Annotated in this window: 23 protein-coding genes; 10 read left to right on the top strand and 13 right to left on the bottom strand. The window is 73.5% G+C overall.

The window, feature by feature from the left end; all coding sequences use genetic code 11:
- The first annotated feature begins 96 nt into the window (after positions 1 to 96).
- Entirely contained in the window at positions 97 to 951 is an 855-nt protein-coding gene (locus ACQUSR_RS18740) for a 1,4-dihydroxy-6-naphthoate synthase (RefSeq protein WP_431043718.1), read from the top strand.
- A 96-nt stretch (positions 952 to 1,047) separates the two neighbouring features.
- Here ACQUSR_RS18740 and ACQUSR_RS18735 read toward each other — a convergent pair whose 3' ends face one another.
- Positions 1,048 to 1,431, bottom strand: a complete 384-nt coding sequence (locus ACQUSR_RS18735; protein ID WP_431043717.1) for a cold-shock protein — start codon at positions 1,429 to 1,431, stop codon at positions 1,048 to 1,050.
- A gap of 168 nt (positions 1,432 to 1,599) precedes the next feature.
- Here ACQUSR_RS18735 and ACQUSR_RS18730 point away from each other — a divergent pair, with 168 nt between their 5' ends.
- The gene (locus tag ACQUSR_RS18730; RefSeq protein WP_431043716.1) at positions 1,600 to 1,860 is read left to right on the top strand and encodes a hypothetical protein; all 261 of its coding nucleotides are present in this window, start codon (positions 1,600 to 1,602) and stop codon (positions 1,858 to 1,860) included.
- 118 nt (positions 1,861 to 1,978) lie between these two features.
- Here the strand turns inward: ACQUSR_RS18730 and ACQUSR_RS18725 are convergent, their stop codons facing one another.
- Together ACQUSR_RS18725 and ACQUSR_RS18720 are read right to left on the bottom strand one after the other, a co-directional pair.
- Complete coding sequence (locus tag ACQUSR_RS18725) at positions 1,979 to 2,605, bottom strand: HAD family hydrolase (RefSeq protein WP_431043715.1); 627 nt, start codon at positions 2,603 to 2,605, stop codon at positions 1,979 to 1,981.
- A gap of 172 nt (positions 2,606 to 2,777) precedes the next feature.
- A complete protein-coding gene (locus tag ACQUSR_RS18720) occupies positions 2,778 to 4,277 on the bottom strand; it encodes a hypothetical protein (protein WP_431043714.1) in 1,500 nt (499 codons plus the stop codon).
- Positions 4,278 to 4,431: 154 nt separating this feature from the next.
- Between ACQUSR_RS18720 and ACQUSR_RS18715 the strand changes: the two genes are divergently transcribed.
- Together ACQUSR_RS18715 and ACQUSR_RS18710 are read left to right on the top strand one after the other, a co-directional pair.
- Entirely contained in the window at positions 4,432 to 7,728 is a 3,297-nt protein-coding gene (locus ACQUSR_RS18715; RefSeq protein WP_431043713.1) for a helicase-associated domain-containing protein, read from the top strand.
- Between the two features lie 136 nt (positions 7,729 to 7,864).
- Positions 7,865 to 9,517, top strand: coding sequence for a DNA repair helicase XPB (locus tag ACQUSR_RS18710; protein ID WP_431043712.1), 1,653 nt, complete (start codon positions 7,865 to 7,867; stop codon positions 9,515 to 9,517).
- Positions 9,518 to 9,562: 45 nt separating this feature from the next.
- Here ACQUSR_RS18710 and ACQUSR_RS18705 read toward each other — a convergent pair whose 3' ends face one another.
- Positions 9,563 to 9,769 carry a hypothetical protein gene (locus ACQUSR_RS18705; RefSeq protein ID WP_431043711.1) on the bottom strand — a complete coding sequence of 69 codons (207 nt, stop codon included), beginning with the start codon at positions 9,767 to 9,769 and terminating at the stop codon, positions 9,563 to 9,565.
- Positions 9,770 to 10,092: 323 nt separating this feature from the next.
- Here ACQUSR_RS18705 and ACQUSR_RS18700 point away from each other — a divergent pair, with 323 nt between their 5' ends.
- Positions 10,093 to 12,198: a HelD family protein gene (locus tag ACQUSR_RS18700; RefSeq protein WP_431043710.1), complete on the top strand. Its 2,106-nt coding sequence runs from the start codon at positions 10,093 to 10,095 to the stop codon at positions 12,196 to 12,198.
- On the opposite strand, the gene ACQUSR_RS18695 is transcribed toward ACQUSR_RS18700, so the two are convergent.
- The gene (locus ACQUSR_RS18695; protein WP_431043709.1) at positions 12,195 to 12,521 is read right to left on the bottom strand and encodes an ArsR/SmtB family transcription factor; all 327 of its coding nucleotides are present in this window, start codon (positions 12,519 to 12,521) and stop codon (positions 12,195 to 12,197) included. The genes ACQUSR_RS18700 and ACQUSR_RS18695 overlap by 4 nt on opposite strands.
- A gap of 121 nt (positions 12,522 to 12,642) precedes the next feature.
- Here ACQUSR_RS18695 and ACQUSR_RS18690 point away from each other — a divergent pair, with 121 nt between their 5' ends.
- Positions 12,643 to 13,914 carry an MFS transporter gene (locus ACQUSR_RS18690; RefSeq protein WP_431043708.1) on the top strand — a complete coding sequence of 424 codons (1,272 nt, stop codon included), beginning with the start codon at positions 12,643 to 12,645 and terminating at the stop codon, positions 13,912 to 13,914.
- Between the two features lie 46 nt (positions 13,915 to 13,960).
- On the opposite strand, the gene ACQUSR_RS18685 is transcribed toward ACQUSR_RS18690, so the two are convergent.
- The 3 genes from ACQUSR_RS18685 to ACQUSR_RS18675 form a co-directional block, all read right to left on the bottom strand.
- A complete protein-coding gene (locus tag ACQUSR_RS18685; protein ID WP_431043707.1) occupies positions 13,961 to 14,182 on the bottom strand; it encodes a hypothetical protein in 222 nt (73 codons plus the stop codon).
- Between the two features lie 105 nt (positions 14,183 to 14,287).
- Positions 14,288 to 15,004 (bottom strand): sensor domain-containing protein, encoded by a 717-nt coding sequence (locus ACQUSR_RS18680; RefSeq protein WP_431043706.1) that lies wholly within the window; start codon positions 15,002 to 15,004, stop codon positions 14,288 to 14,290.
- A gap of 65 nt (positions 15,005 to 15,069) precedes the next feature.
- Complete coding sequence (locus ACQUSR_RS18675) at positions 15,070 to 15,867, bottom strand: copper homeostasis protein CutC (RefSeq protein WP_431043705.1); 798 nt, start codon at positions 15,865 to 15,867, stop codon at positions 15,070 to 15,072.
- Between the two features lie 163 nt (positions 15,868 to 16,030).
- Between ACQUSR_RS18675 and ACQUSR_RS18670 the strand changes: the two genes are divergently transcribed.
- Together ACQUSR_RS18670 and ACQUSR_RS18665 are read left to right on the top strand one after the other, a co-directional pair.
- A complete protein-coding gene (locus ACQUSR_RS18670; RefSeq protein WP_431043704.1) occupies positions 16,031 to 16,696 on the top strand; it encodes an HD domain-containing protein in 666 nt (221 codons plus the stop codon).
- Between the two features lie 104 nt (positions 16,697 to 16,800).
- Entirely contained in the window at positions 16,801 to 18,060 is a 1,260-nt protein-coding gene (locus tag ACQUSR_RS18665; RefSeq protein WP_431043703.1) for a Cmx/CmrA family chloramphenicol efflux MFS transporter, read from the top strand.
- Positions 18,061 to 18,091: 31 nt separating this feature from the next.
- On the opposite strand, the gene ACQUSR_RS18660 is transcribed toward ACQUSR_RS18665, so the two are convergent.
- Both ACQUSR_RS18660 and ACQUSR_RS18655 read right to left on the bottom strand, forming a co-directional pair.
- Positions 18,092 to 18,391, bottom strand: coding sequence for a DUF4031 domain-containing protein (locus tag ACQUSR_RS18660; RefSeq protein WP_431043702.1), 300 nt, complete (start codon positions 18,389 to 18,391; stop codon positions 18,092 to 18,094).
- Positions 18,391 to 18,762 carry a hypothetical protein gene (locus tag ACQUSR_RS18655; protein WP_431043701.1) on the bottom strand — a complete coding sequence of 124 codons (372 nt, stop codon included), beginning with the start codon at positions 18,760 to 18,762 and terminating at the stop codon, positions 18,391 to 18,393. The genes ACQUSR_RS18660 and ACQUSR_RS18655 overlap by 1 nt, the downstream gene beginning before the upstream one ends.
- Before the next feature lie 64 nt (positions 18,763 to 18,826).
- Between ACQUSR_RS18655 and ACQUSR_RS18650 the strand changes: the two genes are divergently transcribed.
- Together ACQUSR_RS18650 and murQ are read left to right on the top strand one after the other, a co-directional pair.
- Positions 18,827 to 19,753: a MurR/RpiR family transcriptional regulator gene (locus ACQUSR_RS18650; protein ID WP_431043700.1), complete on the top strand. Its 927-nt coding sequence runs from the start codon at positions 18,827 to 18,829 to the stop codon at positions 19,751 to 19,753.
- Between the two features lie 93 nt (positions 19,754 to 19,846).
- Positions 19,847 to 20,806: an N-acetylmuramic acid 6-phosphate etherase gene (gene murQ, locus ACQUSR_RS18645; protein WP_431043699.1), complete on the top strand. Its 960-nt coding sequence runs from the start codon at positions 19,847 to 19,849 to the stop codon at positions 20,804 to 20,806.
- Positions 20,807 to 20,907: 101 nt separating this feature from the next.
- On the opposite strand, the gene groL is transcribed toward murQ, so the two are convergent.
- The 3 genes from groL to ACQUSR_RS18630 form a co-directional block, all read right to left on the bottom strand.
- Entirely contained in the window at positions 20,908 to 22,530 is a 1,623-nt protein-coding gene (groL, locus tag ACQUSR_RS18640) for a chaperonin GroEL (protein ID WP_431043698.1), read from the bottom strand.
- Between the two features lie 386 nt (positions 22,531 to 22,916).
- Entirely contained in the window at positions 22,917 to 23,120 is a 204-nt protein-coding gene (locus ACQUSR_RS18635) for a cold-shock protein (protein WP_004929928.1), read from the bottom strand.
- 422 nt (positions 23,121 to 23,542) lie between these two features.
- Positions 23,543 to 23,818, bottom strand: coding sequence for a MoaD/ThiS family protein (locus tag ACQUSR_RS18630; RefSeq protein WP_431043697.1), 276 nt, complete (start codon positions 23,816 to 23,818; stop codon positions 23,543 to 23,545).
- Positions 23,819 to 23,865 lie beyond the last annotated feature (47 nt).

Here is a 23,865-nt window from a genome sequence, read left to right as displayed (position 1 = left end):
CTGCACCGCCACACGCGCCCTTCCGGCCGTCAGCCGCTCCCGCGGCCCCCGCGACCACGCCGGAGCCCCCAGAACAGACCGAGGAGGCCGGAAACCATGGGTGAGCCGCCGCTCAAGATCGCGTATTCGCCGTGCCCGAACGACACCTTCGTCTTCCACGCCTGGGCACACGGCCAAGTGCCCGGCGCGCCGGCGCTGGACGTCACCTTCGCCGACATCGACATCACCAACGGCATGGCCGAACGCGGCGAGTTCGACATCCTGAAGGTCTCCTACGCCGTGCTGCCCTGGGTTCTCGACGACTACGCGCTCTTGCCCTGCGGCGGCGCCCTCGGGCGGGGCTGCGGGCCGCTGGTGCTCACCCGCGAGCCGGGGGACGCCGCCGGGCTCGCCGGGAAGACCGTCGCCGTCCCCAGCGAGCGCTCGACCGCGTACCTGCTGTTCCGGCTGTGGGCGGCGGACCAGGTGCCGGCCGGTGTCGGCGAGGTCGTCGTCCTGCCGTTCCACGAGATCATGCCCGCCGTACGGGACGGCAAGGTCGACGCCGGACTCGTGATCCACGAGGCGCGGTTCACCTATCAGGAGTACGGCCTGCACCGCCTCGCCGACATGGGCGAGCACTGGGAGAACACCACCGGGCTGCCGATCCCGCTCGGCGCGATCATCGCCAAGCGCGCGCTGGGCGAGGAGCGGCTGCGCGCGCTGGCGGAGGCGGCCCGTGCGTCGGTGCGTATGGCGTGGGACGACCCTCAGGCGTCACGCGGCTATGTGCTGGCGCACGCGCAGGAGATGGATCCGGCCGTCGCCGACCAGCACATCGGGCTGTACGTCAACGAGTTCACCACCGACCTCGGCGAGGACGGCTACGCCGCGGTGCGCGGGCTGCTCACCCGTGCCGCGGCCGAGGGGCTGGTGCCGCCCCTCGGCCCGAACGCGCTCGACTTCGTCTAGGGATCTGTCCGAACTTTGTCTACGGGTCCGTCCGAGGCGTGTTCGTCTGCGGATCCGTCCGATGCGTGTCCCGGGGAGTGCCCCCGGGACAGGTCCTCACACGTCCAGCTGGTCGGCCACCGCCCGCAGCATGCCCGCGATCTTGTGGCCGTGCGCCTTGTCCGGGTACCGGCCGCGCTCCAGTTGCTGCGTCACGTTCTCCAACAGCGTGGTGAGGTCCTGCACGATCGACGCCAACTCGTCCGGCTTGCGCCGCTGGGCCGCCGCCACCGACGGGGTCGGGTCGAGGAGGATGACGGAAAGCGCCTGGTCGCCGCGGTTGCCGGCCACGACGCCGAACTCGACGCGCTGTCCCGGCTTCAGGGAGTCGACGCCGTCCGGAAGCACCGACGAGTGCACGAAAACGTCGCCGCCGTCGTCGCGGGAGAGAAAGCCAAAGCCCTTCTCACTGTTGAACCACTTGACCTTGCCGGTAGGCACGTCTCGTCCTCGTCCTCGTCACTCGTCGGAATCACGGAAAAAACAGCTCTGGATAGCACTAGAGCGGGTCCAGGACCCGCCACCACCAAGGCTAATGGTCCGGAGCGTGGTGACAAGACGTACCCGGGTGGTTCCTGCGCGCTTTCGAACCCGACCTACCCTGGTGCGGTGAGTGACACACATCGATCCCAGGAGAGCGCGCCGGGCGACGGGCTCGTGCGCACCGGCGCCATCGTCTTCATCATCGGCGCCGTGGCCACCCTGGCCACCGTCGCACCGCTGCTGCTCGGCGCGGACCCGCTGCCCACGGCGGCGTACCTCGTCAGCATGCTCATGGGCGTCGGGTTCGCGCTGGCGGGGGCGGGGGTGCTGCGGTCCGTCGCCGCGCAGCGCCGCCAGGCACGAGCCTCGCTGGAACGCTCCGCGTAGCGCTTCCGAGCGCCCTGCCCAACGCTTCCGAGCGCCGGGGCCGGTGCCGCCACCGCGTCCGTTCCGCGGCCACCGCGGTACCGATTACGGCGCCCGCCCCGCCCCCGCCTCGGTACCGCTACCGCGTCCGCTCCGCGACGTACTGTTCCAGCCATCCCGGGAACGCCGTCAGGTCGGGCAGCACCACGTCGGCCCCGGCCGTCCGCAGTTCCTCGGCGCCGCACGGCCCGGTCGGCACGGCCACCGACAGCGCGCCCGCCGTGCGCGCCCCGCGTACGTCACCGGTGTGGTCGCCGACGTACACCGCCGCCTCGTGCTCCCGCAGCGCCTCCGCCTTGGCCTCCGCCCACAGCCAGCCGATGACGGCGTCCGGCTCGATGCCCAGGTGCGCCAGGTGCAGCTTGGCGTTCGGCTCGTGCTTGGCCGTGACGACGATCGCCCGCCCGCCCGCCTCCTGGACCGCGGCCACCGCCTCGCGGGCGCCCGGCATGGCGGGGGTGGGGTCGATGGCGTGGCGCGGGTACAGCGACCGGTACAGGTCGCCCGTCTCCGCTATCCGGTCCTCCGGGAACCAGTGCGCGAGCTCCTGCTCCAGCGGCGGGCCGAGCCGGGTGACGGCCAGGTCCGCGTCGATGAACGTGCTCGTCCGCGCCGAGAGCTCCTCGTACGCCGCTTTGATGCCGGGCCGTGAGTCGATCAGGGTCATGTCGAGGTCGAAGCCGACCGTCAGGGGAAGCGCAGCCATGCGGGCCATTCTGCCGTGGGGCCCGCCGGTGCCCGCGGCCTCGTCCTGCCTCCCGCCTCGCCGGCCGCCTCACCCGCGGAGGGCGAAGATCAGCCATTCTTCGGTGCCGTCCACCCTTCGGTACGGTCCGCCCCGCGACACGGGGTACGACGCCGGTCGGCGGAACGGTTCGTCAGCCGCGCGGCCGCCTCGACCGCCACACCAGGAACAGCGCCGAGGCGACGGCCGCCGTGCGGACGACCACCGGCCACATGTCGCGCAGCGCGTCACCGATGCCGTCCTGCGGGATCGGCTCGCCCCACCGTCCGTCCACCCGACCCCACACCCAGACGATGCCGCACGCCGCGACGAACCCGGGGACGCCCATGACCGCCAGCTTCGCCTCCTTGCGGCTCAGTCGGCCGCCGGTGTAGGCGATGAGCCAGCCGCAGGCGAGGACGATCACGTTGCCGATGACGGCGCCCGCGACGAGCAGGGCGATCGCCACCAGCAGCAGCGGGCCGACGCCTCCGCGCGCGGCGGGCGCCGACGCCTCCGCCGACGCCTCCGCCTGTCGCCCGCCGCGGCGGCGGCGCAGAGCGCGGCGCAGCAGGCCGGGCCCGGGCCCGCGTCCACCGGCGTCGGCCGCCGCGCCACCCCCGTACGCGCCGTCCGGCTCCTGTTCGACGGCTTCGGCGGCTCCGGGGGCTCCGGGGGCTCCGGCGAACTCGCCGTCGGCGGTGGGGTCGGTGTCGTCGTCGCGGCTGGTGCGGCCAGTGCGATCGGTGCGGTCGTCCTCGCCGGGTGGCGGAGCGAGTAGCTCCGGGACCTCGATGCCGCCGGCGAACCCCTCGACCGCCCCGAGCGGTGTCTCGCGCTGTGCCGCGAACGGGCCCGGGTCCGTCCGCCACCAGTCGGGGTCGGACTCCCGGGAGCTCAGTTCGTCCTCGCCCGCGAGGTGCGGCGACGAGGCGGCGCGCGAACGGTCCGCCTCCGGTGCGGACGGCGCGCCCCCGCCCGCCCGCGGGCCCGGCACCGCCCTGCGGGTCAGACCACTGCGCTCGGCGAACCCGGCGAGGCGCTCGCGCGCGGTGCGGGCGGGGTTGCGTCGAGGCTCGGCGGACTGGCCGGGCCCCGGGCGGTCCGGCCCCGGATGAGCCGACTCGGGCTGGGGCTGGACGGGGATGCCGGGGGCGGCCGCGGCCCCGGGCGGCGGGGCCGTACGGCCAGCGTCGTCTCCGCCATCGCCGTGCCCCTGGAACGGAGTGCTCGCGGAGGACGAACCGCCGGGGCCTCCCCCGGAGAACGTGCCCCTGAGCCGGTCCGTGACGCCGCGGCCGCGCCCGCCGTCGCGGCTCGCCGCGCCGCCCCTCCTCGCGTCGTCGCCGTACCCACCGCCGGGCGCGCCGCCACCAAGCGCGGCGCCGTCGCGGGCGTCCGGCGCCGGGTCGGTCCGCGCGGCACCGCCCGCGTTCGCCACGACCTCCGTCGGGGTGCCCAGCTTTCCGAGGATCCGCTTGACGCCCGCCTCGCTCTGCCCGCCCGCACCCGCCCCGGCCCGCCGCTGGTCGATCTCGGCGCGCAACGTGGCGACGAGCCGCATGCGGTCGCGGGAGGGCAGCCCCTGCTGCTGGGCCAGGTCGCCGACCTTGCTCAGATAGTCGTATACGAGCCGATCGCTCTCGATCCCCACCAATACCCCTGCGGACGCGCGCCGTTGGTGTCCCGCCGTTCCGGAACCGCTCCGACCGTACCGCGCCCACCGCTTTCCCCGGCTGTACGCGAGCCCGGCCGCGCGTGTACGCGACCTCGGCCGCGTGCCCCGGCCACCCGCTACTGTGGGTCGAATGACCACCTCGCGGACCTCGGGAACGCCACGGACGCCGGGGAACGGAAACGGCCGGGGCGGCGGACGGCCGAGCGGACGGAGCGGCGGCCGGGCCGGTGGGCGCACCGGCGGCAGCGCGCCGCGCACGCTCGCCGAGGAACTGCGCACCCGCCCGGACAGCGCCCTGGCGATCCTCCTGCGCGCCCGGCCCGACCTGCTCTCGCCCGTCCCGAACGATCTGACGCAGCTGGCCACCCGGGCCGGTACCCGCGCCTCCGTCATCCGGGCCGTCGAACGCCTCGACCGGTTCACGCTGCAGACGGCGGAGGCGCTGGCGGTCGCCCCCGACCCGTGTCCGTACGCGACGCTGCACGCGCTGATGACGGGGGACGCGGGGGACGGGACGGAACACCACCCCGTCCCGGACCGGGACACCGACCGCGACACCGGCCGCGACACCGACGCGGCAGGCGGCACCGCTGCGCCACGCGGCACCATCACGGCGCAGGACACCGACCGCGACACCACCGCGCCGGCCGACAGCGCTGCGGCACGTGACACCACCGCGGCACGCGACGCCGCCGGGACCGCCCCGCTGCCCGCCGCCACCGTCGCTGCCGTCTCCGCGGAGCTGCCGCGCGCGGTCGCGATCCTGCGCGCCCAGGCCCTGGTCTGGGGCGGTGACGACCGGTTGCGGCTGATCCGTACGGCACGGGAGCTGCTCGCCCCCAGCGCCGGGTCGCCGTCCCCGACCGGCCTCGGCCCGACCCTCGCCGAGGCGACGGCGGGCATGTCGCCCGGGCGGCTCCAGGAAACGCTCGCCGCCGCCGGGCTCCCCGCGACCCATGATCCGGTGACCGCGGTCGCGGCGCTGACCTCCCTCTTCGAGGACCGGACGCGGATGGCGGCGTTGCTCGCCGAGGCGCCACCCGGGGCGTTGGCGGTGCTGGCCCGGCTGACCTGGGGGCCGCCGTACGGGGAGGTGTCCGTCAGCTCCCCCACCCCGCCCGTGGAGTGGCTCATGGCGCGCGGCCTGCTGCTGCCGTCCGGCCCCCGCCATGTGGTGCTGCCGCGCGAGGCCGCGCTGCATCTGCGCGCCGGGCGCGCGCACCGCGCGCCGGAGCCGCTGCCACCGCCGGTCACGCCCTCGACCGAACACCGTCCACAGGCTGTGGACGCGACGGCGGCCGGCCAGGCGTACACGGCGCTGGCCACCGTCGAGGAGCTGCTGAAGCGCTGGGAGAGCGGCGGGCCGCTGGTGCTGCGCGCGGGCGGGCTGAGCGTCCGCGACCTGAAGCGGACCGCCACGGCTCTGGACGTGACCGATCCGGAGGCCGCGTTCTGGACGGAACTCGCCTACGCGGCCGGGCTGCTGGCCTCCGACGGCGACGCGGACGAGCGCTTCGCGCCCACCCCCGAGTACGACGACTGGCTGCGCCTGCCCGCCGAGGAGCGCTGGACCGCGCTGGCCACGGCCTGGCTGGCGGCGACCCGCACGGCAGGGCTGGTCGGCCACCGCGACGCGAAGGGCCGCACGCTGTCCGCGCTCGGCCCCGACCTCGACCGTTCCCCCGCCCCCGAAGTCCGGCGCCGCGCCCTGGAGCTCGTCGCCGCCCTGCCGCCGGGCACCGCTGCCACCCCGGACGCACTGCTGACCCGGCTGCGCTGGGAACGGCCGCTGCGCGGGGCGGGCGGAGCGCGTACGGCGACGGGCACGGCGAGCGGCGGCGCTTCGGGGCGGGGGCGCACGGCCACCGCAGGTGGCGCGGGCGGCGCCGTGGACGCCGCGTCGGCCGCGGCCCGCCCTGGCGTACGCGGCGCCTACGCGGCCCCCGCCGCGCCGGAATCGGCCACGACGGAATCGGCCGCGTCGACCGGCCGCACCGGCCGCGTCGCGGGGATCACTGCCGCGGAACCCACCACGACCGCCGCGACCGCCGAGCGGGCCGGATCCCCCGAGCCCGAGGACCTGCGCTCCCGCCTCGCGCGCTGGGCGCTGACCGAGGCGGAACTGCTGGGCGTCACGGGCCGGGGCGCGCTCTCGTCCCACGGCCGCGCCCTGCTGGGCCCGCTGCGGGAGGACCCGTACGCCTCCGCGCACGGACTCGCCGCGGGCCAGGTCGCCGCGGTCGGCCCCGCGGACCGCGGCGCCGTGTCCGGAACCGCCTCGCCCGGCCCCGCCGGCCACGGCGTGCCCGCCGGCCCCACGCGTGGCGCCGAAGCCCAGGCCGAAGCGCACGCCCAGGCCGGAGCACACGCCGAGGCCGACGCCATCACGGCCGCTGCCGAGGCCGCCGTCGCCGCGACGGCCGCGGCGACCGGCCTGTCCCCCGCCGCGGCCGCCGCGGCCGCGGCGCACGCGGCGCGGCTGCTGGCGCCGCTCCTCCCCGAGCCGCTCGATCACGTCCTCCTCCAGGCAGACCTGACCGCCGTCGCCCCCGGCCCGCTCCGGCGGCCGCTCGCCGAAGCGCTCGGGGTGCTGGCCGAGGTCGAGTCCAAGGGCGGCGCGACCGTCTACCGCTTCACGCCCGGCTCCGTACGCCGTGCGCTCGACGCCGGCCGGTCGGCCGCCGACCTGCACGCCTTCCTCGCCGAGCACTCCCGTACGCCGGTCCCCCAGCCGCTGAGCTATCTCATCGACGATGTGGCCAGGCGCCACGGCCACCTGCGGATCGGCGCCGCCTCCGCGTACCTGCGCTGCGACGACGACGCGCTGCTGGCCGAGATCCTGGCCGACCGCCGCTCCGCACCGCTGCGGCTGCGGCGCCTCGCGCCGACCGTGCTGGCCGCCCAGGCGGCCCCCGACGCGCTGCTGGAGGGCCTGCGGGCGATGGGCTACGCGCCCGCCGCCGAGTCCGCCGAGGGCGATGTGCTGGTCACGCGTGCCGACGCCCACCGCACCCCGCCGCGCACGGCGCCCGTCCCCGTACCCGACGGGCCGCCGGTGCCCGACGACACGCTCCTGGGCGCGGCGGTGCGCGCCATCCGCGCCGGTGACCTGGCAGCGACGGCCCCGCACAAACCGGTCCCCGCCCCCTCGCCCGGCGCCGCCCGGGCCGCCGCCCAAGCCTCCGGCGACCTGCCGCGCACCAGCGCCGCCGACACCCTCGCCACCATGCAGGCCGCGGCCCTCACCGGCACCGCCGTATGGATCGGCTACGTCAACGCGGACGGCGCGGCCAGCCAGCGCGTGATCGCCCCGATCCGGGTCGAGGGCGGCTTCGTCACGGCTTACGACCACACGGCCGACGAGGTGCGCACGTATCCGCTGCACCGCGTCACCGGTGCCGCCGAACTCGCCGACGAGGCGACCTGACCCGTCCGGGCCCGTTCGCGCTGCGACCCCGTTCGCTCCCCCGATGGTGGACACTGGGGATTTGGCCACCCCGGCACCCGGCCTCCCGGCCGCCCCGCACCCCGGCCTCCCGACGGAACGGAAAGGGCACCCGCGCGTGAACGGACCCCTCATCGTCCAGAGCGACAAGACGCTGCTCCTGGAAGTCGACCACGAGCAGGCCGACGCGTGCCGCCGCGCCATCGCGCCGTTCGCGGAGCTGGAGCGGGCGCCCGAGCACATCCACACCTACCGGTTGACCCCGCTGGGGCTGTGGAACGCGCGGGCCGCCGGGCATGACGCCGAGCAGGTCGTGGACGCGCTGGTGTCCCACTCCCGCTATCCCGTTCCGCACGCGCTGCTCGTCGACATCGCCGAGACGATGGACCGGTACGGGCGGCTGCGGCTGCTCAAGCACCCCACCCACGGGCTGGTGCTGGAGACCACCGACCGGCCGGTGCTGGAGGAGATCCTGCGGTCCAAGCGGATACAGCCGCTGGTCGGGGCCCGGATCGACCCGGACACCGTCGTCGTCCACCCGTCCGAGCGCGGGCAGATCAAGCAGGTGCTGCTGAAGCTGGGCTGGCCCGCAGAGGACCTGGCCGGATACGTGGACGGGGAGGCGCACCCCATCGAGCTGCGCGAGGACGGCTGGGCGCTGCGCCCCTACCAGAAGCACGCCGTCGAGGGCTTCTGGCACGGCGGGTCCGGCGTCGTCGTGCTGCCCTGCGGCGCGGGCAAGACGCTGGTCGGCGCGGGCGCGATGGCGACCGCCAAGTCGACCACGCTGATCCTGGTCACCAACACCGTCTCGGCCCGGCAGTGGAAGCACGAGCTGGTCCGGCGGACCTCGCTGACCGAGGACGAGATCGGTGAGTACAGCGGTACGAGGAAGGAGATCCGCCCGGTCACCATCGCCACGTACCAGGTGCTCACGACGAAGCGGAAGGGCGTCTATCCGCACCTGGAGCTGTTCGACTCCCGTGACTGGGGCCTGATCATCTATGACGAGGTGCACCTGCTGCCCGCGCCGGTCTTCAAGTTCACCGCCGATCTGCAGGCGCGGCGCCGGCTGGGCCTGACCGCGACCCTGGTCCGGGAGGACGGGCGCGAGTCCGACGTCTTCTCGCTGATCGGGCCGAAGCGGTTCGACGCGCCGTGGAAGGAGATCGAGGCGCAGGGCTATATCGCGCCCGCCGACTGTGTCGAGGTCCGCGTCAACCTGACCGGCTCCGAGCGGCTGGCGTACGCGACGGCCGAGACGGAGGAGAAGTACCGCTTCTGTGCCACGACGGCCTCCAAGCGCACGGTCACCGAGGCGCTGGTGGCCAAGCACCGGGGGCAGCAGACGCTGGTCATCGGGCAGTACATCGACCAGCTGGACGAGCTGGGTGAGCATCTGGACGCTCCCGTCATCAAGGGCGAGACGACGAACGCGCAGCGCGAGAAGCTCTTCGACGCGTTCCGGCAGGGCGAGATCTCGGTCCTGGTGGTGTCGAAGGTCGCCAACTTCTCCATCGACCTGCCCGAGGCCACGGTCGCCATCCAGGTCTCGGGTACGTTCGGCTCCCGCCAGGAGGAGGCACAGCGGCTGGGCCGCGTGCTGCGCCCGAAGGCGGACGGACACCCGGCGATCTTCTATTCGGTGGTCGCGCGGGACACGATCGACCAGGACTTCGCGGCGCACCGGCAGCGGTTCCTCGCCGAGCAGGGGTACGCGTACCGGATCGTGGACGCGAGCGCGCTGCTCGCGGCGGACGAGGACGTCTGACCGGCGGGAACGGACCCCGTAATCAGTCCGTACCCGTACGACTACTCACTTCGCGCGCCGGACCCCGTTCCGGGCGTCGTTCCGTGCCTCGTCGCCGTACTCGCCGAGGAGGACCACGCTGAAGGCCGTCGTCGCGAAGACCTTGACCGCGCGTATGGCGTTGCCGAGCAGATGGCGGGGATGGCCCTCGGTGTCGGTACGGAAGGCCGTGGCGCCGTGGGCGGACGTGTGGGAAATGGTTGCTGCACTCATGTCTTCAAGGATGGCTCTCACCCGTCCGGAGCACATCGGTCTGCCGGTGTAATCGCCGGTGAGCGTCCGTACACCCAAAGGGCCATGCCGTCCCCTACGGGAGGCTGACCGGAACCCTGAGACAGGGCCGGGGTCCGGGTGCGTCCCCCGAAAATCGTTCGCCCGCCCGTCACCCGCTGGCTAGAATCGCCGCTCTTGCCCGCCTCCCACCCGGCTCGTCTCAGCGCTGCCCCGGGAGAGCCACCGCCCGGACGGAAACCGGTCGGCTGATCCCACGCACCGTTCACGCACCGTCGATTCGTGTACCCGCCGGAGGCCCCGCCGTGCCCTCGCACGCCCCTGACCAGCAGCAAGCCGCACCCGACGCCCTGGCGCGCGAGCGCGCCCACCTCGCCGACTCCCGGGCCGCGCTCCGCGCCATGCGCGCCGACGTCGAGGCCCTCGACATCACCGATGTCACGGCGAACTGGGTCAACGCGGAGGTCCTCCAGCGCCAGATCGACGAGCGGATCAAGGCCCTCGCCGATCTCGCGCACACCCCGCTGTTCTTCGGGCGCCTGGACTACCTGCACGCCCCGGGCGCAGACCAGGCGGAGGGCGCTGAGGGGGAAGAGCCCGCCGCCGGAGGCGGCTCAACAGACACTTTTTATATCGGGCGGCGGCATGTCCACGACGCCGGCGGCGACCCGATGGTGATCGACTGGCGCGCGCCGGTCTCCCAGCCCTTCTACCAGGCGTCCAAGAAGCAGCCGATGGACATCGCGCTGCGCCGCCGGTTCGGGTACACGGGCGGGGAACTGACGGCGTACGAGGACGAGCACCTGACCGACCCGGGCGAGGGCGAGCAGACCAGCAGGCTGCTCCAGTCGGAGATCGAGCGCCCGCGCGTCGGCCCGATGCGGGACATCGTGGCGACGATCCAGCCAGAGCAGGACGAGATCGTCCGGGCCGGGATCGGCGGCACGGTCTGCGTCCAGGGGGCACCCGGCACCGGGAAGACCGCGGTGGGCCTGCACCGGATCGCGTATCTGCTGTACGCGCACCGGGAACGGCTGGCCCGCACCGGCACGCTGGTCATCGGGCCGAACCGGTCCTTCCTCCAGTACATCGAACAAGTGCTGCCCGCGCTGGGCGAGTTGCAGGTCAAGCAGGCCACGGTCGACGACCTGGTGGCGCGCGAGGGCGTCACGGTGCGCGGCACGGACGACGCGCAGGCGGCCCGGATCAAGGGCGACGCGCGGATGGCGGAGGTGCTGCGGCGGGCGCTGCGGTCCCATGTGTCGATGCCGGTGGAGCCGGTGGTCGTGGTGCGCGGCTCGCGCCGCTGGCGGGTTCCGGCGTACGAGCTGGAGGAGATGGTCGGGGAACTGCTCGCCCGCGACATCCGGTACGGAGCGGCCCGCGAGGCACTGCCGCAGCGGATCGCGCACGCCGTGCTGTCACGCATGGAGCAGGCGGGCGAGGCACCTGACGACCGAGTACAGGACGCGGTGGCGCGCAACGCGGCGGTGAAGGCCGCGGTCAAGGCGATCTGGCCGCAGGTGGATCCGGCCAGGCTGGTGCTGCGGCTGCTGTCGGACGCGGACTTCCTGGCGGAGCACGCGGAGGGGGTGCTCTCCGGCGACGAGCAGAAGGCTCTCGTGTGGGCCAGGCCCGCCCGGAGCGTGAAGTCGGCGAAGTGGTCGGCCGCCGACGCGGTCCTGGTCGACGAGGCCACCGACCTGGTCCAGCGCACGCCGTCGCTGGGGCACGTGGTGCTGGACGAGGCGCAGGACCTGTCGCCGATGCAGTACCGGGCGGTGGGCCGCCGCTGCACGACGGGTTCGGCGACGATCCTCGGCGACCTGGCGCAGGGCACCACGCCGTGGGCCACGGACAGTTGGGAGCAGGCGCTGTCCCATCTGGGCAAGCCGGAGGGACTGGTCGAGGAGCTGACGCAGGGCTTCCGGGTGCCGCGCGAGGTGATCGCGTACGCGTCGCGGCTGCTGCCCGCCATCGCGCCGGGCCTGCGGGAGGCGACGTCGATCCGCGAGGCGGCGGGCGACTTCTCGGTCCGCGCGGTGGCCGTGGAGGAGCTGGACGCGGAGGTGGTGACGGCGTGCCGCCGGGCGCTGGAGCACGAGGGCTCGATCGGCCTGATCGCGGCGGACGCGCGGGTTCCGGCACTGGCGGAGGCGCTGGCGGGGGCGGGCCTGCCGCATCTGGCGCCGGGCGAGGAGACGACGGCCGACTCGCGTCTGACGCTGGTCCCGGCGACGCTGGCGAAGGGCCTTGAGTACGACTACGTGGTGCTGGACGAGCCCGCGGCCGTGGTCGACGGCGAACCGGACGAACGGACCGGGCTGCGGCGGCTGTACGTGGCGCTGACGCGGGCGGTGTCGGGGCTGACGGTGGTGCACGCGGCACCACTGCCGGAGCGGCTCCTCTAGGCGGCGCCGCCGAGGGGCTTCAGCAGGGCGTCGAGGAGGCCGGGGAACCGGGCGTCGAGGTCGGCGCGGCGCAGCCGTACGTAGCGGTTGCGGCCGACGACCCGCGTCGAGGTGATCCCGGCCTCGCGCATGACGCGCATGTGGTGCGAGACGGTCGACTTGTGGAGCCGTTCGAGGCCGAGTTCGCAGGTGTCGCAGCTGTGCTCCGCGCCGTCGGCGTAGACGGCGAGGAGTTGGAGCCGCACGGGGTCGCCGAGGGCGTGCAGCACCTTGACCAGTTCGATGTCCGCGACGCCGGGCTGCGGCAACTGCCCTTCGGTCATGTCCGCCACCTTCTCCCTTCCGCACTCCACCCGCAAATGTTTGACAAGTATCCAACGATCCAGGATTGTTTGACCAACATCAAACCTTTGCTCTTTCGCGACGCCGTCCGGGAGGAAACCCGTGCGTCTCCGCCTGCTCCTGCTCGCCCTCGGCACGTTCGCCGTCGGCACCGACACCATGGTCACGGCCGGAATCCTCGACCTGGTCGCCCGCGACCTGGACGTCTCCGTCCCGGCCGCCGGCCAGATGGTGACGGTCTTCGCGCTGTCGTACGCGCTTCTGGCGCCCGCACTCGCGGCCATGACCGCCCACTGGCCGCGCCGCCGCCTGCTGCTCACCGCGCTCACGGTCTTCACGGCGGGCAACGCGTTGAGCGCACTCGCGCCCACCTATGAACTCCTGCTGGCGACACGGGTCCTGGCGGCCGCGGGTGCGGCCCTCTACACCCCGACCGCCAACGCCGTCGCCACGTCGATCGTCCCGCCCGAACGCCGCGGCCGGGCACTCGCGACCGTCCTCGGCGGCATGACGGTGGCCACCGCGCTCGGCGTCCCGCTGGGCACCTGGCTCGGACGCGGCGACTGGCGGCTGACCATGTGGCTGGTGGTCGTGCTGGGCGCGGCGGCCTTCGCGGGCCTGGCCCTGCTCCTGCGTGACCTGCCCGCGCCCGCCGCCGCCCCCGGCCTGCGCGAGAGGCTGGCCCCGCTGGGCGACCGCCGTGTCCTGGGCGCCGCCGCCACGACGTTCGTGTACTTCCTGGCCTTCAACTCCGTCTACATCTACCTGGCCACGGCCATGCACCCGGCGACCGGCGGCGATTCCGGCCGGCTGAGCCTGATCCTGCTGGCGACGGGCGTCGCGTCGGTGGCGGGCACGTGGATCGGCGGCCGTGCGGTGGACCGCCTCGGCGTACGGACCGTCCTGCTGGCAGGAAGCGCCGTAGCGGCGGCGGCCTTCGCCTCCCTGCCGTGGACCGGGCAGTCGATGCCGGGCGCGCTGGTGTACGCGGTGCTCGCCCCCATCGCGGGCTGGTCGGTCTCCATCGCCCTCCCCCACCGCCTGGCCTCCCTGGCCCCGGCCAACGCCCCGCTCCTCATCTCCCTCAACAGCAGCGCCCTGTACCTGGGCATGGCGGCGGGCGGCGCCGCGGGCAGCGCGTCCATCGCCCTGCTCGGCGACCGCTGGTTCCCACTGGCCGCGGGGGTGCTGGCGCTGGCGGCGGCGGGGATGGCGGCCGTGACGACGCGGACGCGCCGCGCGGGGTCACCACGCGCCGGGTCGTCGGCCCCAGTCGAGGAGGCCCCCGTCGAGGAGACCCCTGTCGAGGAGGCGGCCGTCGAGGAGGCGGCGGGAGCCCACCACCGCCCCCAGCGCTCCGCGCAGGGCACGTAACGCCGCGCGCCTGCACGGCTGGTCGTACGTACCGGAGCGAGAGCCGTCAGCGGCGGTTGCGCGGATGGTTCCGCGCCGCGCGCTCGTTGCCGTGCTTGTACGCTCCGGTCCAGCGAGCCATCACCAGCTGGGCATCGCCTGCCCCCACCTCCGCGAGGAACCGCTCCGCGCGAGCGCCGCGCAGTGTCCCGGCGGCGCGACCGTGGTGGGTGATGACGACGGTGCCGTCGGCGCGGTGCGTGTAGCTGAATCCATGAGGTCGGGGCATGCCGGGATGCTAAGCCGGGCGAACCGGCCACCGGTACCGGATTTCCGCCCGATGGCGAGGCCATGGCAGTCGTCATGAGAGGCCATGGCACGGTCCTGGTGAAGGTCAACGCGTCCGTGCCGCGGACGGGTTCGTCAGCAGGCCGCGTGCCAGCGCCGCCTGTATCGCCGCGAGGCCGCGCACGACCGGGACCGCCGTCGCCAGCAGCACCACGCCTATGCCGGTGTTGAACGCGATGTCGGCCAGCCGGGAGTCGATGCCGAACATCAGGTCCAGCAGCCCCGATTCCTCGTCACGCGGTACCGACCACGACCACGCGCCGTAGAGCAGCTCACCAAGGCCGCCGACGGTCCACGTCACCGCTATGCAGAAGGTGGTGACCCGCAGCGGGAAGGCCACCAGCATGTGGGTCAGGTCGCGCCAGGACTGCGGATCGCGCAGTGCGCGCAGCCACCCCGCGAGCCCCGCGCCACCGCCGTCACGTGGTCGGTAGTAGTGCGCCGGGAGCGCGCGGCCCGTGGCCGCCTCGACGTGCCGGCGCTCCACCCCGGCGAAGGCCCGCGCGGCGGCCAGGGCCGCGACCAGGACCGGCAGCCCGAGCAGAACGACGAGGCTCGCCGCTCCGACCGAGAAGCCGGTCACCGCGATCACGAACGCGGCCACGCCCACCGGCAACCCCGCCAGCAGATAGCCCAGTTCGCGGCCGAAACGGCCGAGGCGGCTGACGTGGCCGACCCGGCCGACGCGGCCGAAGTCACCGGCCCCGTGTGCGGTCGGCTCGTAGGCGCGCGGCGGCGGGAGCGGCGATGTCATCTGGGTCATGGCCCCAACGATCCTCCACCCGGCGGGCCGCGCCCATCCGGTCAGCCCGCCGATCCGGGGTGAGGCTAACCCCACCCCTTCGGCACGACCGGCACGACCGGCACGACCGGCACGACCGGCACGACCGACACGACCGGCGCGTCCAGCGCCTCGCGCCACTCCCGTACCGCTGTCGCGTCGACCGGGCCCGACCAGCCCGCCGGGCGGCTCGCTCCGCCGATGTGGAAGGCGTCGACCCCGGCCGCGCGCAAGGCGGGCAGGTGGTCCAGGCGGAGGCCCCCGCCCGCCATGATGCGGGGCTCGTAGCCGGGCTCCGGCTCCGGCGCCTCCGCGCCGCGCGCCGCCTCCGCCAGGAGGGTCGGCATCCCGTCGTCCACACCGGCCGCCGAGCCCGCCGTGAGGTACGTGTCCAGCCCCGGCAGGTCCGCGAGCTGCTTGCGCAGCGCGTCGCGGGCCGCCGCCCGGTCGATGGCGCGGTGGAACGTCCACCGGCTGCCGCCCGCATGCCCTCCCGCTCCGATGGCCTCGGTCAGCGCCGTGAGCGCCGCCAGATCCGGCCGCCCGTCGGAGGTCAGGAACCCGAGGACGAACTCGTCCGCCCCCTCCGCGCGCAGCTCCCGTGCCGCCCCGCACAGCGCGTCGAGGGCCGCGGCGTCACCCGCCGCGAAGCCGCCGGTGGCGCGCAGCATGACCCGCAGGGGGAGGTCGACGGCGGCACGGATCGCCGCGAAGGTCTCGCGGCGCGGGGTGAGGCCGTCGGCGGCCATGTCGGTGACCAGTTCGAGGCGGTCCGCCCCACCGGCCTGCGCCGCGACGGCGTCCTCCGCGTCGAGCGCGATCACCTCGAGAATTGGTCTAGACATGTATCACAGCCTGCCATACTCCCGCGCGCACCGGAACACAGCCTCACCTCGGCGCACACCCGAACGGCCGACGCGTACAGCCGCGCGGCCGACGTCGTACAGCCGCGCCGACCAAGCCCGCAAAGCCGCACCGGTCGGCGCCCGACAGCGGAACAATGGCTTCATGGCCACGCCCCACCCCCGCCACCCCGCCCACGAGGCGCTCCTCGCCCGCTGGACCGACCTGCTGAACAGCGCCCGCGACGGCGGCCCGGGCCCGGACCCCCGCCCGTACGGCGAGAACCTGCTCACCCGCTGGGCCGAACCCCAGCGGCACTACCACACCACCACCCACCTCCTCGCCGTCCTCGACCACGTCGACACCCTCTCCGCGCACGCCGCCGACCCCGACACCGTCCGCCTCGCCGCCTGGTTCCACGACGCCGTCTACCTCCCCGAACGCTCCACCAACGAAGAGCGCAGCGCCCGCCTCGCCGAGCGCGCCCTCGCCGAGGCCGGGGTCCCCGAGCCGCGCGTCCACGAGGTGAGCCGGCTGGTCCTCCTCACCCTCGGCCACGACCCGGCCCCGGGCGACACCAACGGCGAGGCGCTGTGCGACGCGGATCTGGCGGTACTGGCCGGCTCGCCGCAGCAGTACGCGACGTACGCGGCCGCCGTCCGCCAGGAGTACGGCTTCGTACCGCACGACGCCTTCCGCGAGGGCCGCTCGGCGGTCCTGCGCCGGCTCCTCGCCCAGCCCCGGCTCTTCCGTACGCCGTACGGGCAGCAGCACTGGGAGCGCACCGCCCGGTACAACATGAGCACCGAGCTGGAGCTGCTGACGATCTGACAGTTCCCGTTCGGCCTGGCAATTCCCGTTCTCCATCGCCGGTCGAGAGCTGACTCACACGATCATGCGGAATGCCGGCATCACGCCCCGCGTTGGCACCTGACATGCCCATCGCCGTGTACGTCCTCGGTCTCTCCGTCTTCGCTCTCGGGACCTCGGAGTTCATGCTCTCCGGGCTGCTCCAGCCGCTCGCCCGCGACATGGGTGTCTCCATCCCGCAGGCCGGGCTGCTGGTCTCCGCGTTCGCCATCGGCATGGTCGTGGGCGCCCCGCTGCTCGCCGCCGCCACGCTCCGGCTGCCCCGCCGCACGACGCTCATCGCGCTGCTCGGCGTCTTCGGGCTCGGGCAGGCGGCCGGGGCACTGGCCCCGACGTACGCGGTGCTGTTCGCGTCGCGGGTCGTCAGCGCGCTCGCGTGCGCCGGGTTCTGGGCCGTCGGCGCGGCGGTCGCCGTGTCGCTGGTGCCGCCGACCGCGCGGGCGCGGGCCATGGCGGTGATGGTCGGCGGGCTGAGCATCGCGAACATCGCCGGGGTGCCCGCGGGCGCGCTGCTCGGGCAGCACGCGGGATGGCGGGCCGCGTTCTGGGCGGTGGCCGGGCTGTCCGTGCTCGGACTGGTCGGCGTGGCGACGCTCGTACCCCGTACGGAGGTGCCCACCGGCGAGGACCGGCCGCGGCTCCGGGCCGAGCTGCGGATCTACCGCGACCCGCAGGTGTGGCTCGCGCTGGCCACCACCGCGCTCAACGCCGCGGCGGTCTTCTCGCTCTTCTCCTACCTCGCGCCGCTGCTCACCGACGTCGCCGGACTGGCCGAGAGCTGGGTGCCGACCGTGCTCGCGCTCTTCGGCGTCGGCGCGCTGATCGGTACGGCGCTGGGCGGGCGGATCGCCGACGCCCGCCCGTTCGGCACGATGTACGGGGGCATCGCGGCCACCTCCGCCGTGCTGGCCCTCCTCGCCCTGGCCGCGCACCACGCCGTGCCGGCGGTGGGCCTGTCGCTGCTGCTCGGGGTCGCCGCGTTCACCACGGCGCCCGCGCTCAACGCCCGGATGTTCAACGTGGCCGGCGCCGCGCCCACCCTCGCCGGTGCGACCACCACCTCCGCCTTCAACATCGGCAACACGCTCGGGCCGTGGCTCGGCGGCCTGGCCATCGGGGCGGGCTGGGGGTACCCGGCGGTGGCCTGGTTGTCCGCCGTGCTCGCCGCCGCCGCGATCGGCACGACCGTCCTCGCCTCCCGGCTGCACCAGCGCACGCATGCGGCGGCCGCACCCTTGCCGACGACCACATCGCCCGCACCGGCGGCCGCATCACCCGCACCGGCCGCCGCCACCCAGCCGCCGGCAGCCGCCCCCGCACGGTGACGGACGGGGACCACGCCTCACCCGCGCTGCCTCACCCGTGCCCCGGCTCCCCCGGAGACTCCCCGTTCGGCCGCTGGTAGCGCGGCCGCCGCAGGCCCGCCGAGACCAGCCTCCGGACCAGCTCCCTGCTTTCGACCTCCACCGCCCCGGCGCGCACCGCTTCCCCGTACAGGTCGCTCGGTACGTCGTAGTGGTCCCGCTCGAAGGCCCGGCGCGGGGCCCCGATGCGGTCGGCGAAGGCGTGCAGCTCCTCGTACGAGACGTCACTGACCAGGTGCGACCACATCCGGCCGTGGCCGGGCCAGACGGGAGGGTCGATGTAGCAGACCATCAGCTGTTCACCATCCCGGGTGCGGCACCCAGCGAACCGACCCGGGCCACCGCGACCGCCGTCTTCCCGCACACCCAGTGCGGGTCGGCACCCAGCTCCGGTTCGACATCCAAAGCGTGCGGGTCGCCGCCTTCGACGCACACCGGGCACAGCGGCCAGCGCCCGTACCGCTCCAGCAGCGCGTCCTGTACGTCCTGGGCCACCAGGCCCGCCACATACGCGGCCCCCTCGGGCCACTGCTCGACCCACCACCTGCGGTGCGCCACCGCGTCCTCGACCAGCGAGACGATGTCCGCCTGGGCGACCTGGCCGGCCGCGAGATCGGCCAGCACCAGGGCCCGCGCCGCGTGCAGTGCCTGTTCGAGCTCCATACAGATCATTGTCACGCGGCTTGGCGGGTTGACGCCCCCCGAAGTCTGAAAATACTTTTCATAGATGGCCAGTCCACTGAAGGAAACTTTCCATCAGGCGGGTGCCGCCCCGCCCACTCCCACCGCGCTCGCCGCCAAAGTCCGCACCCTCGCCCCCTCCATGACCCGCTCCATGCAGCTCGTCGCCGAGGCCGTGGCCGGTGATCCGGCCGGGTGCGCCGCACTCACCGTCACCGGGCTGGCCGCACGCACCGGCACCAGCGAGGCCACCGTGGTCCGCACCGCGCGGCTGCTGGGCTACCCCGGCTACCGCGATCTGCGCCTGGCGCTGGCCGCCCTCGCCGCCCAGCAGGCCGCCGGACGGGCCCCCGCCGTCACCGCCGACATCGCGGTCGACGACCCGATCGCCGACGTGGTCGCCAAGCTCGCGCAGGAAGAGCGGCAGTGCCTCGCCGACACCGCCGCCGGACTCGACACCGGCCAGCTCGAAGCCGCCGTCACCGCGCTCGCCGCCGCCCACCGGATCGACGTGTACGGCATCGGCGCGTCCCACCTCGTCGGCCAGGACCTCGTACAGAAGCTGCTGCGCATCGGACTGATCGCGCACGCGCCCGGCGACCCGCACCTGGCGGTCACCAATGCCGTCCAGCTGCGCACCGGGGACGTGGCCATCGCCATCACCCACTCCGGCCGCACCACCGACGTCATCGAACCGCTGCGCGTCGCCTTCGAGCACGGGGCCACCACCGTGGCGATCACCGGGCGTCCGGACGGCGAGGTGTCGGCCTACGCGGACCACGTCCTGACCACCTCCACCGCCCGCGAGAGCGAGCTGCGCCCGGCCGCCATGTCCAGCCGGACCAGCCAGCTGCTGGTGGTGGACTGCCTGTTCATCGGGGTCGCGCAACGGACGTACGAGTCCGCCGCCCCCGCCCTGTCCGCCTCCTACGAGGCACTGGCGCACCGGCACGTCCCCCGCAACCGCCGCTGACCCACGACAGACAGCACCGGAACGACAGACAGCACCGGACCCGCACCCGCCGCCGACCCCCCTCGACAGCACCGGAAAAGAGCCGCCGCCGTCATGCCTGCCACCCCCACCCCCACCCCCGACCACCACGATCTGCGCGCCCAGCTCGACGCCCTGACCACCGAGGCGTTCCGGCCCGAACTGGCCGGCATCGACCGCCTGGAGACGGTCGAGATCGCCCGCATCATGAACGCCGAGGACGCGGGCGTACCCGCCGCCGTCGCCACCCAGTTGCCCCGTATCGCCGCCGCCATCGACGGCACCGCCGCCCGGATGGCGGACGGCGGGCGGCTGGTCTACGCGGGCGCGGGCACCGCGGGCCGGCTCGGCGTCCTCGACGCGAGCGAGTGCCCACCCACCTTCAACACCGCCCCCGGCCAGGTACGGGGGCTCATCGCGGGCGGCCCCGAGGCCATGGTCACCTCCGTCGAGGGCGCGGAGGACAGCAGGAAGCTGGCCGCGGCCGACCTCGACGCCCTGGCCGTCACCGCGCGCGACACCGTCGTCGGGATCTCCGCCTCCGGCCGCACCCCGTACGCCATCGGCGCGGTCGAACACGCCCGGCGCCTGGGCGCGCTGACCATCGGGCTGTCCTGCAACGCGGACTCGGAGCTGGCCGCGGCCGCCGACCACGGCATCGAGATCGTCGTCGGCCCCGAGCTGCTCACCGGCTCCACCCGGCTCAAGGCGGGCACCGCCCAGAAGCTCGTCCTCAACATGCTCTCGACCATCACGATGATCCGGCTGGGCAAGACCTACGGAAACCTGATGGTCGACGTACGGGCCTCCAACGACAAGCTGCGCGCCCGCTCCCGCCGGATCGTCCACCTCGCCACCGGAGCGGACGACAGGAGCATCGAGAACGCCCTCACCGCCACCGACGGCGAGGTCAAACCGGCCATCCTCGCCATCCTCGCCGGCGTGGACGCCCCGACGGCGAACCGCCTGCTGACCGACTCCCGGGGCCATCTGCGGGCCGCGCTCGAAGCCGCCGGGGCCTCCGGCGCGCGCTGACCCGCCGGTTCCGGCACGCGCGCGGAAACGCCGCCGGGGCGGCATCCTCGCAGAGGATGCCGCCCCGGGGCGTGTTCAGGACGTGGACCGACAGCTGTCGATCAGAAGTCCATGTCACCGCCCGGCATGCCGCCCGGAGCGGCCGCGGCGGCCTTCTCCGGCTTGTCGGCGATGACGGCCTCGGTGGTGAGGAACAGCGCGGCGATCGACGCGGCGTTCTGCAGGGCGGAACGCGTGACCTTCGCCGGGTCGATGATGCCCTCGGCGATCATGTCCACGTACTCACCGGTCGCGGCGTTCAGACCGTGACCGACGGTGAGGTTGCGGACCTTCTCCACCACGACGCCGCCCTCGAGACCACCGTTGACGGCGATCTGCTTGAGCGGGGCCTCCAGGGCCAGCTTCACGGCGTTGGCACCGGTGGCCTCGTCGCCGTCCAGCTCGAGCTTCTCGAAGACCTGGGACGCCTGGAGCAGGGCCACGCCACCACCGGCGACGATGCCCTCCTCGACGGCGGCCTTGGCGTTGCGCACCGCGTCCTCGATGCGGTGCTTGCGCTCCTTGAGCTCCACCTCGGTGGCGGCGCCGGCCTTGATGACGGCCACGCCGCCGGCCAGCTTCGCGAGGCGCTCCTGGAGCTTCTCGCGGTCGTAGTCCGAGTCGGAGTTCTCGATCTCGGCGCGGATCTGGTTCACGCGGCCCTGCACCTGGTCGGCGTCACCGGCGCCGTCCACGATGGTGGTCTCGTCCTTGGTGACGGTGACCTTGCGGGCGCGGCCGAGCAGGTCGATGCCGGCGCTCTCCAGCTTGAGGCCGACCTCCTCGGAGATCACGGTGCCACCGGTGAGGATGGCGATGTCGCCGAGCATGGCCTTGCGGCGGTCGCCGAAGCCCGGAGCCTTGACGGCGACGGACTTGAAGGTGCCGCGGATCTTGTTGACGACCAGGGTCGCCAGGGCCTCGCCCTCGATGTCCTCGGCGATGATCAGCAGCGGCTTGCCGGACTGCATGACCTTCTCCAGCAGCGGCAGGAGGTCCTTCACGCTGGAGATCTTGGAGTTGACGATCAGGATGTACGGGTCGTCCAGGGACGCCTCCATACGCTCCATGTCCGTCGCGAAGTACGGGGAGATGTAGCCCTTGTCGAAGCGCATGCCCTCGGTGAGCTCAAGCTCGAGACCGAAGGTCTGCGACTCCTCGACGGTGATGACGCCTTCCTTGCCGACCTTGTCCATGGCCTCGGCGATGAGCTCGCCGATCTGGGTGTCGGCGGCGGAGATGGAGGCGGTGGAGGCGATCTGCTCCTTGGTCTCCACGTCCTTGGCCTGCTCCAGCAGGGCGGCGGAGACGGCCTCGACGGCCTTCTCGATACCCCGCTTGAGGGCCATCGGGTTGGCGCCCGCGGCTACGTTGCGCAGGCCCTCCTTGACCAGCGCCTGGGCGAGGACGGTCGCGGTCGTCGTGCCGTCACCGGCGACGTCGTCCGTCTTCTTCGCGACCTCCTTGACCAGCTCGGCGCCGATCTTCTCGTACGGGTCCTCGAGCTCGATCTCCTTGGCGATGGAGACACCATCGTTGGTGATCGTGGGGGCACCCCACTTCTTCTCGAGGACGACGTTGCGGCCCTTGGGGCCGAGGGTCACCTTGACGGCGTCCGCGAGCTGGTTCATGCCGCGCTCGAGGCCTCGCCGCGCCTCCTCGTCGAACGCGATGATCTTGGCCATAGAAGTGGTCCTCCCAGGACTGGGGTGGATTGCTCCGGACCGCGCTGGCGCCCGCGACGGACGGCCTGCCTGCCCCTGCGGTTCCTTGCCCCGCCGGGCCTGCGGGCCTCACCGACCCGGTCCTTAATTGTCACTCTCACTGCCAGAGTGCTAACGCAATGATTAGCACTCGACCCCATCGAGTGCAAGCCGCCCGAAGGGCGTCGTTGAGGGGTGGTGGTCGGTGGGGGCACCCCCGGACGAAGTCTGGGGGAGGGTGGGCGCAAGCCAATCAGGGCGAGCGCCCCACCCCGGAGGGACCGGCGCCGGACACGCGGAAGGGCCCGCGCTCCCCTGGAAGCGCGGGCCCTTTCGTACGCTGACGTCAGCGGTCTGCGTCTCGGCGTTCAGGCCGACAGCCGGACCATGTCCGCCTGCGGCCCCTTCTGGCCCTGCGAGATCTCGAACTCAACTCGCTGGCCCTCCTCAAGGGTGCGGTAGCCGTCCATCTGGATCGCGCTGTAGTGGACGAACACATCCGCACCACCGTCGACCGCGATGAAGCCGTACCCCTTCTCCGCGTTGAACCACTTGACGGTGCCCTGAGCCATTCCTAACTCCCCTATTACTGGCCCTTGCACAGGACCGCACTCCGCGGACCCGGGTCAGACCTCACCCCTCACGGTCAGTGAGAGGTGTGCGCCGGAACGCGTCGACCGCCGCTGAATGTATCTGCCCCAATGCCCAGCGCAACAGGTCAATCGGACGAGAATTCAGGACGCGGGCGAACGTCGATATGTGGAGAATTCCGGGAGATCCAGGGCAAGTCGGGCCGGACATGACGCATCAACTCCGGCAATTCGCGCACACCATTTGCGCACAACTTGACGAGTTCTCATATGCGATCGGCACTGTGCCTGGTGGGGATTCGCGCACAGCGTATCGCGGTTCATGACGCGGAATCGCCCCGTCCGTTTTTATCAGGACGGGGCGATTCCGTATGTGCGGTGTTAAGAGACGGGGCGAACGGTCGTCAGCCTCCGGCGACGGCCGGGATGATGGAGACCCCGGCGCCGTCCGGCGTGGCCGCCTCCAGGCCGCCCTCGAAGCGCACGTCGTCGTCGTTCACGTAGACGTTGACGAAGCGGCGCAGCTTGCCCTGGTCGTCCAGGACGCGGGCGGCGATGCCCGGGTGGTTCTTCTCCAGCGACGCGATGACCTCGGCCAGGGTCGCGCCCTCGGCGGTCACCTCGGCCTGCCCTCCGGTGTACGTACGGAGGATGGTGGGGATGCGGACGTTGACGCTCATGGGGTCACCTTCGGTGTGTACTGGTTGGCGGCGGACTTCAGGCCAGG

The sequence above is a fragment of the Streptomyces sp. P1-3 genome, from assembly GCF_050613155.1.
GTDB lineage: Bacteria > Actinomycetota > Actinomycetes > Streptomycetales > Streptomycetaceae > Streptomyces.
This window is presented reverse-complemented; position numbering and strand designations above follow the sequence as displayed.

What these genes read in the sequence shown, in the direction of transcription:
- ACQUSR_RS18740 (WP_431043718.1), top strand. Translation starts at nt 97, where the DNA reads ATGGGTGAGCCGCCGCTCAAGATCGCGTATTCGCCGTGCCCGAACGAC.
- ACQUSR_RS18725 (WP_431043715.1), bottom strand. Translation starts at nt 2,605, where the DNA reads ATGGCTGCGCTTCCCCTGACGGTCGGCTTCGACCTCGACATGACCCTG.
- ACQUSR_RS18715 (WP_431043713.1), top strand. Translation starts at nt 4,432, where the DNA reads ATGACCACCTCGCGGACCTCGGGAACGCCACGGACGCCGGGGAACGGA.
- ACQUSR_RS18705 (WP_431043711.1), bottom strand. Translation starts at nt 9,769, where the DNA reads ATGAGTGCAGCAACCATTTCCCACACGTCCGCCCACGGCGCCACGGCC.
- ACQUSR_RS18695 (WP_431043709.1), bottom strand. Translation starts at nt 12,521, where the DNA reads ATGACCGAAGGGCAGTTGCCGCAGCCCGGCGTCGCGGACATCGAACTG.
- ACQUSR_RS18685 (WP_431043707.1), bottom strand. Translation starts at nt 14,182, where the DNA reads ATGCCCCGACCTCATGGATTCAGCTACACGCACCGCGCCGACGGCACC.
- ACQUSR_RS18680 (WP_431043706.1), bottom strand. Translation starts at nt 15,004, where the DNA reads ATGACCCAGATGACATCGCCGCTCCCGCCGCCGCGCGCCTACGAGCCG.
- ACQUSR_RS18675 (WP_431043705.1), bottom strand. Translation starts at nt 15,867, where the DNA reads ATGTCTAGACCAATTCTCGAGGTGATCGCGCTCGACGCGGAGGACGCC.
- ACQUSR_RS18670 (WP_431043704.1), top strand. Translation starts at nt 16,031, where the DNA reads ATGGCCACGCCCCACCCCCGCCACCCCGCCCACGAGGCGCTCCTCGCC.
- ACQUSR_RS18665 (WP_431043703.1), top strand. Translation starts at nt 16,801, where the DNA reads ATGCCCATCGCCGTGTACGTCCTCGGTCTCTCCGTCTTCGCTCTCGGG.
- ACQUSR_RS18660 (WP_431043702.1), bottom strand. Translation starts at nt 18,391, where the DNA reads ATGGTCTGCTACATCGACCCTCCCGTCTGGCCCGGCCACGGCCGGATG.
- ACQUSR_RS18655 (WP_431043701.1), bottom strand. Translation starts at nt 18,762, where the DNA reads ATGGAGCTCGAACAGGCACTGCACGCGGCGCGGGCCCTGGTGCTGGCC.
- ACQUSR_RS18650 (WP_431043700.1), top strand. Translation starts at nt 18,827, where the DNA reads ATGGCCAGTCCACTGAAGGAAACTTTCCATCAGGCGGGTGCCGCCCCG.
- murQ (WP_431043699.1), top strand. Translation starts at nt 19,847, where the DNA reads ATGCCTGCCACCCCCACCCCCACCCCCGACCACCACGATCTGCGCGCC.
- groL (WP_431043698.1), bottom strand. Translation starts at nt 22,530, where the DNA reads ATGGCCAAGATCATCGCGTTCGACGAGGAGGCGCGGCGAGGCCTCGAG.
- ACQUSR_RS18635 (WP_004929928.1), bottom strand. Translation starts at nt 23,120, where the DNA reads ATGGCTCAGGGCACCGTCAAGTGGTTCAACGCGGAGAAGGGGTACGGC.
- ACQUSR_RS18630 (WP_431043697.1), bottom strand. Translation starts at nt 23,818, where the DNA reads ATGAGCGTCAACGTCCGCATCCCCACCATCCTCCGTACGTACACCGGA.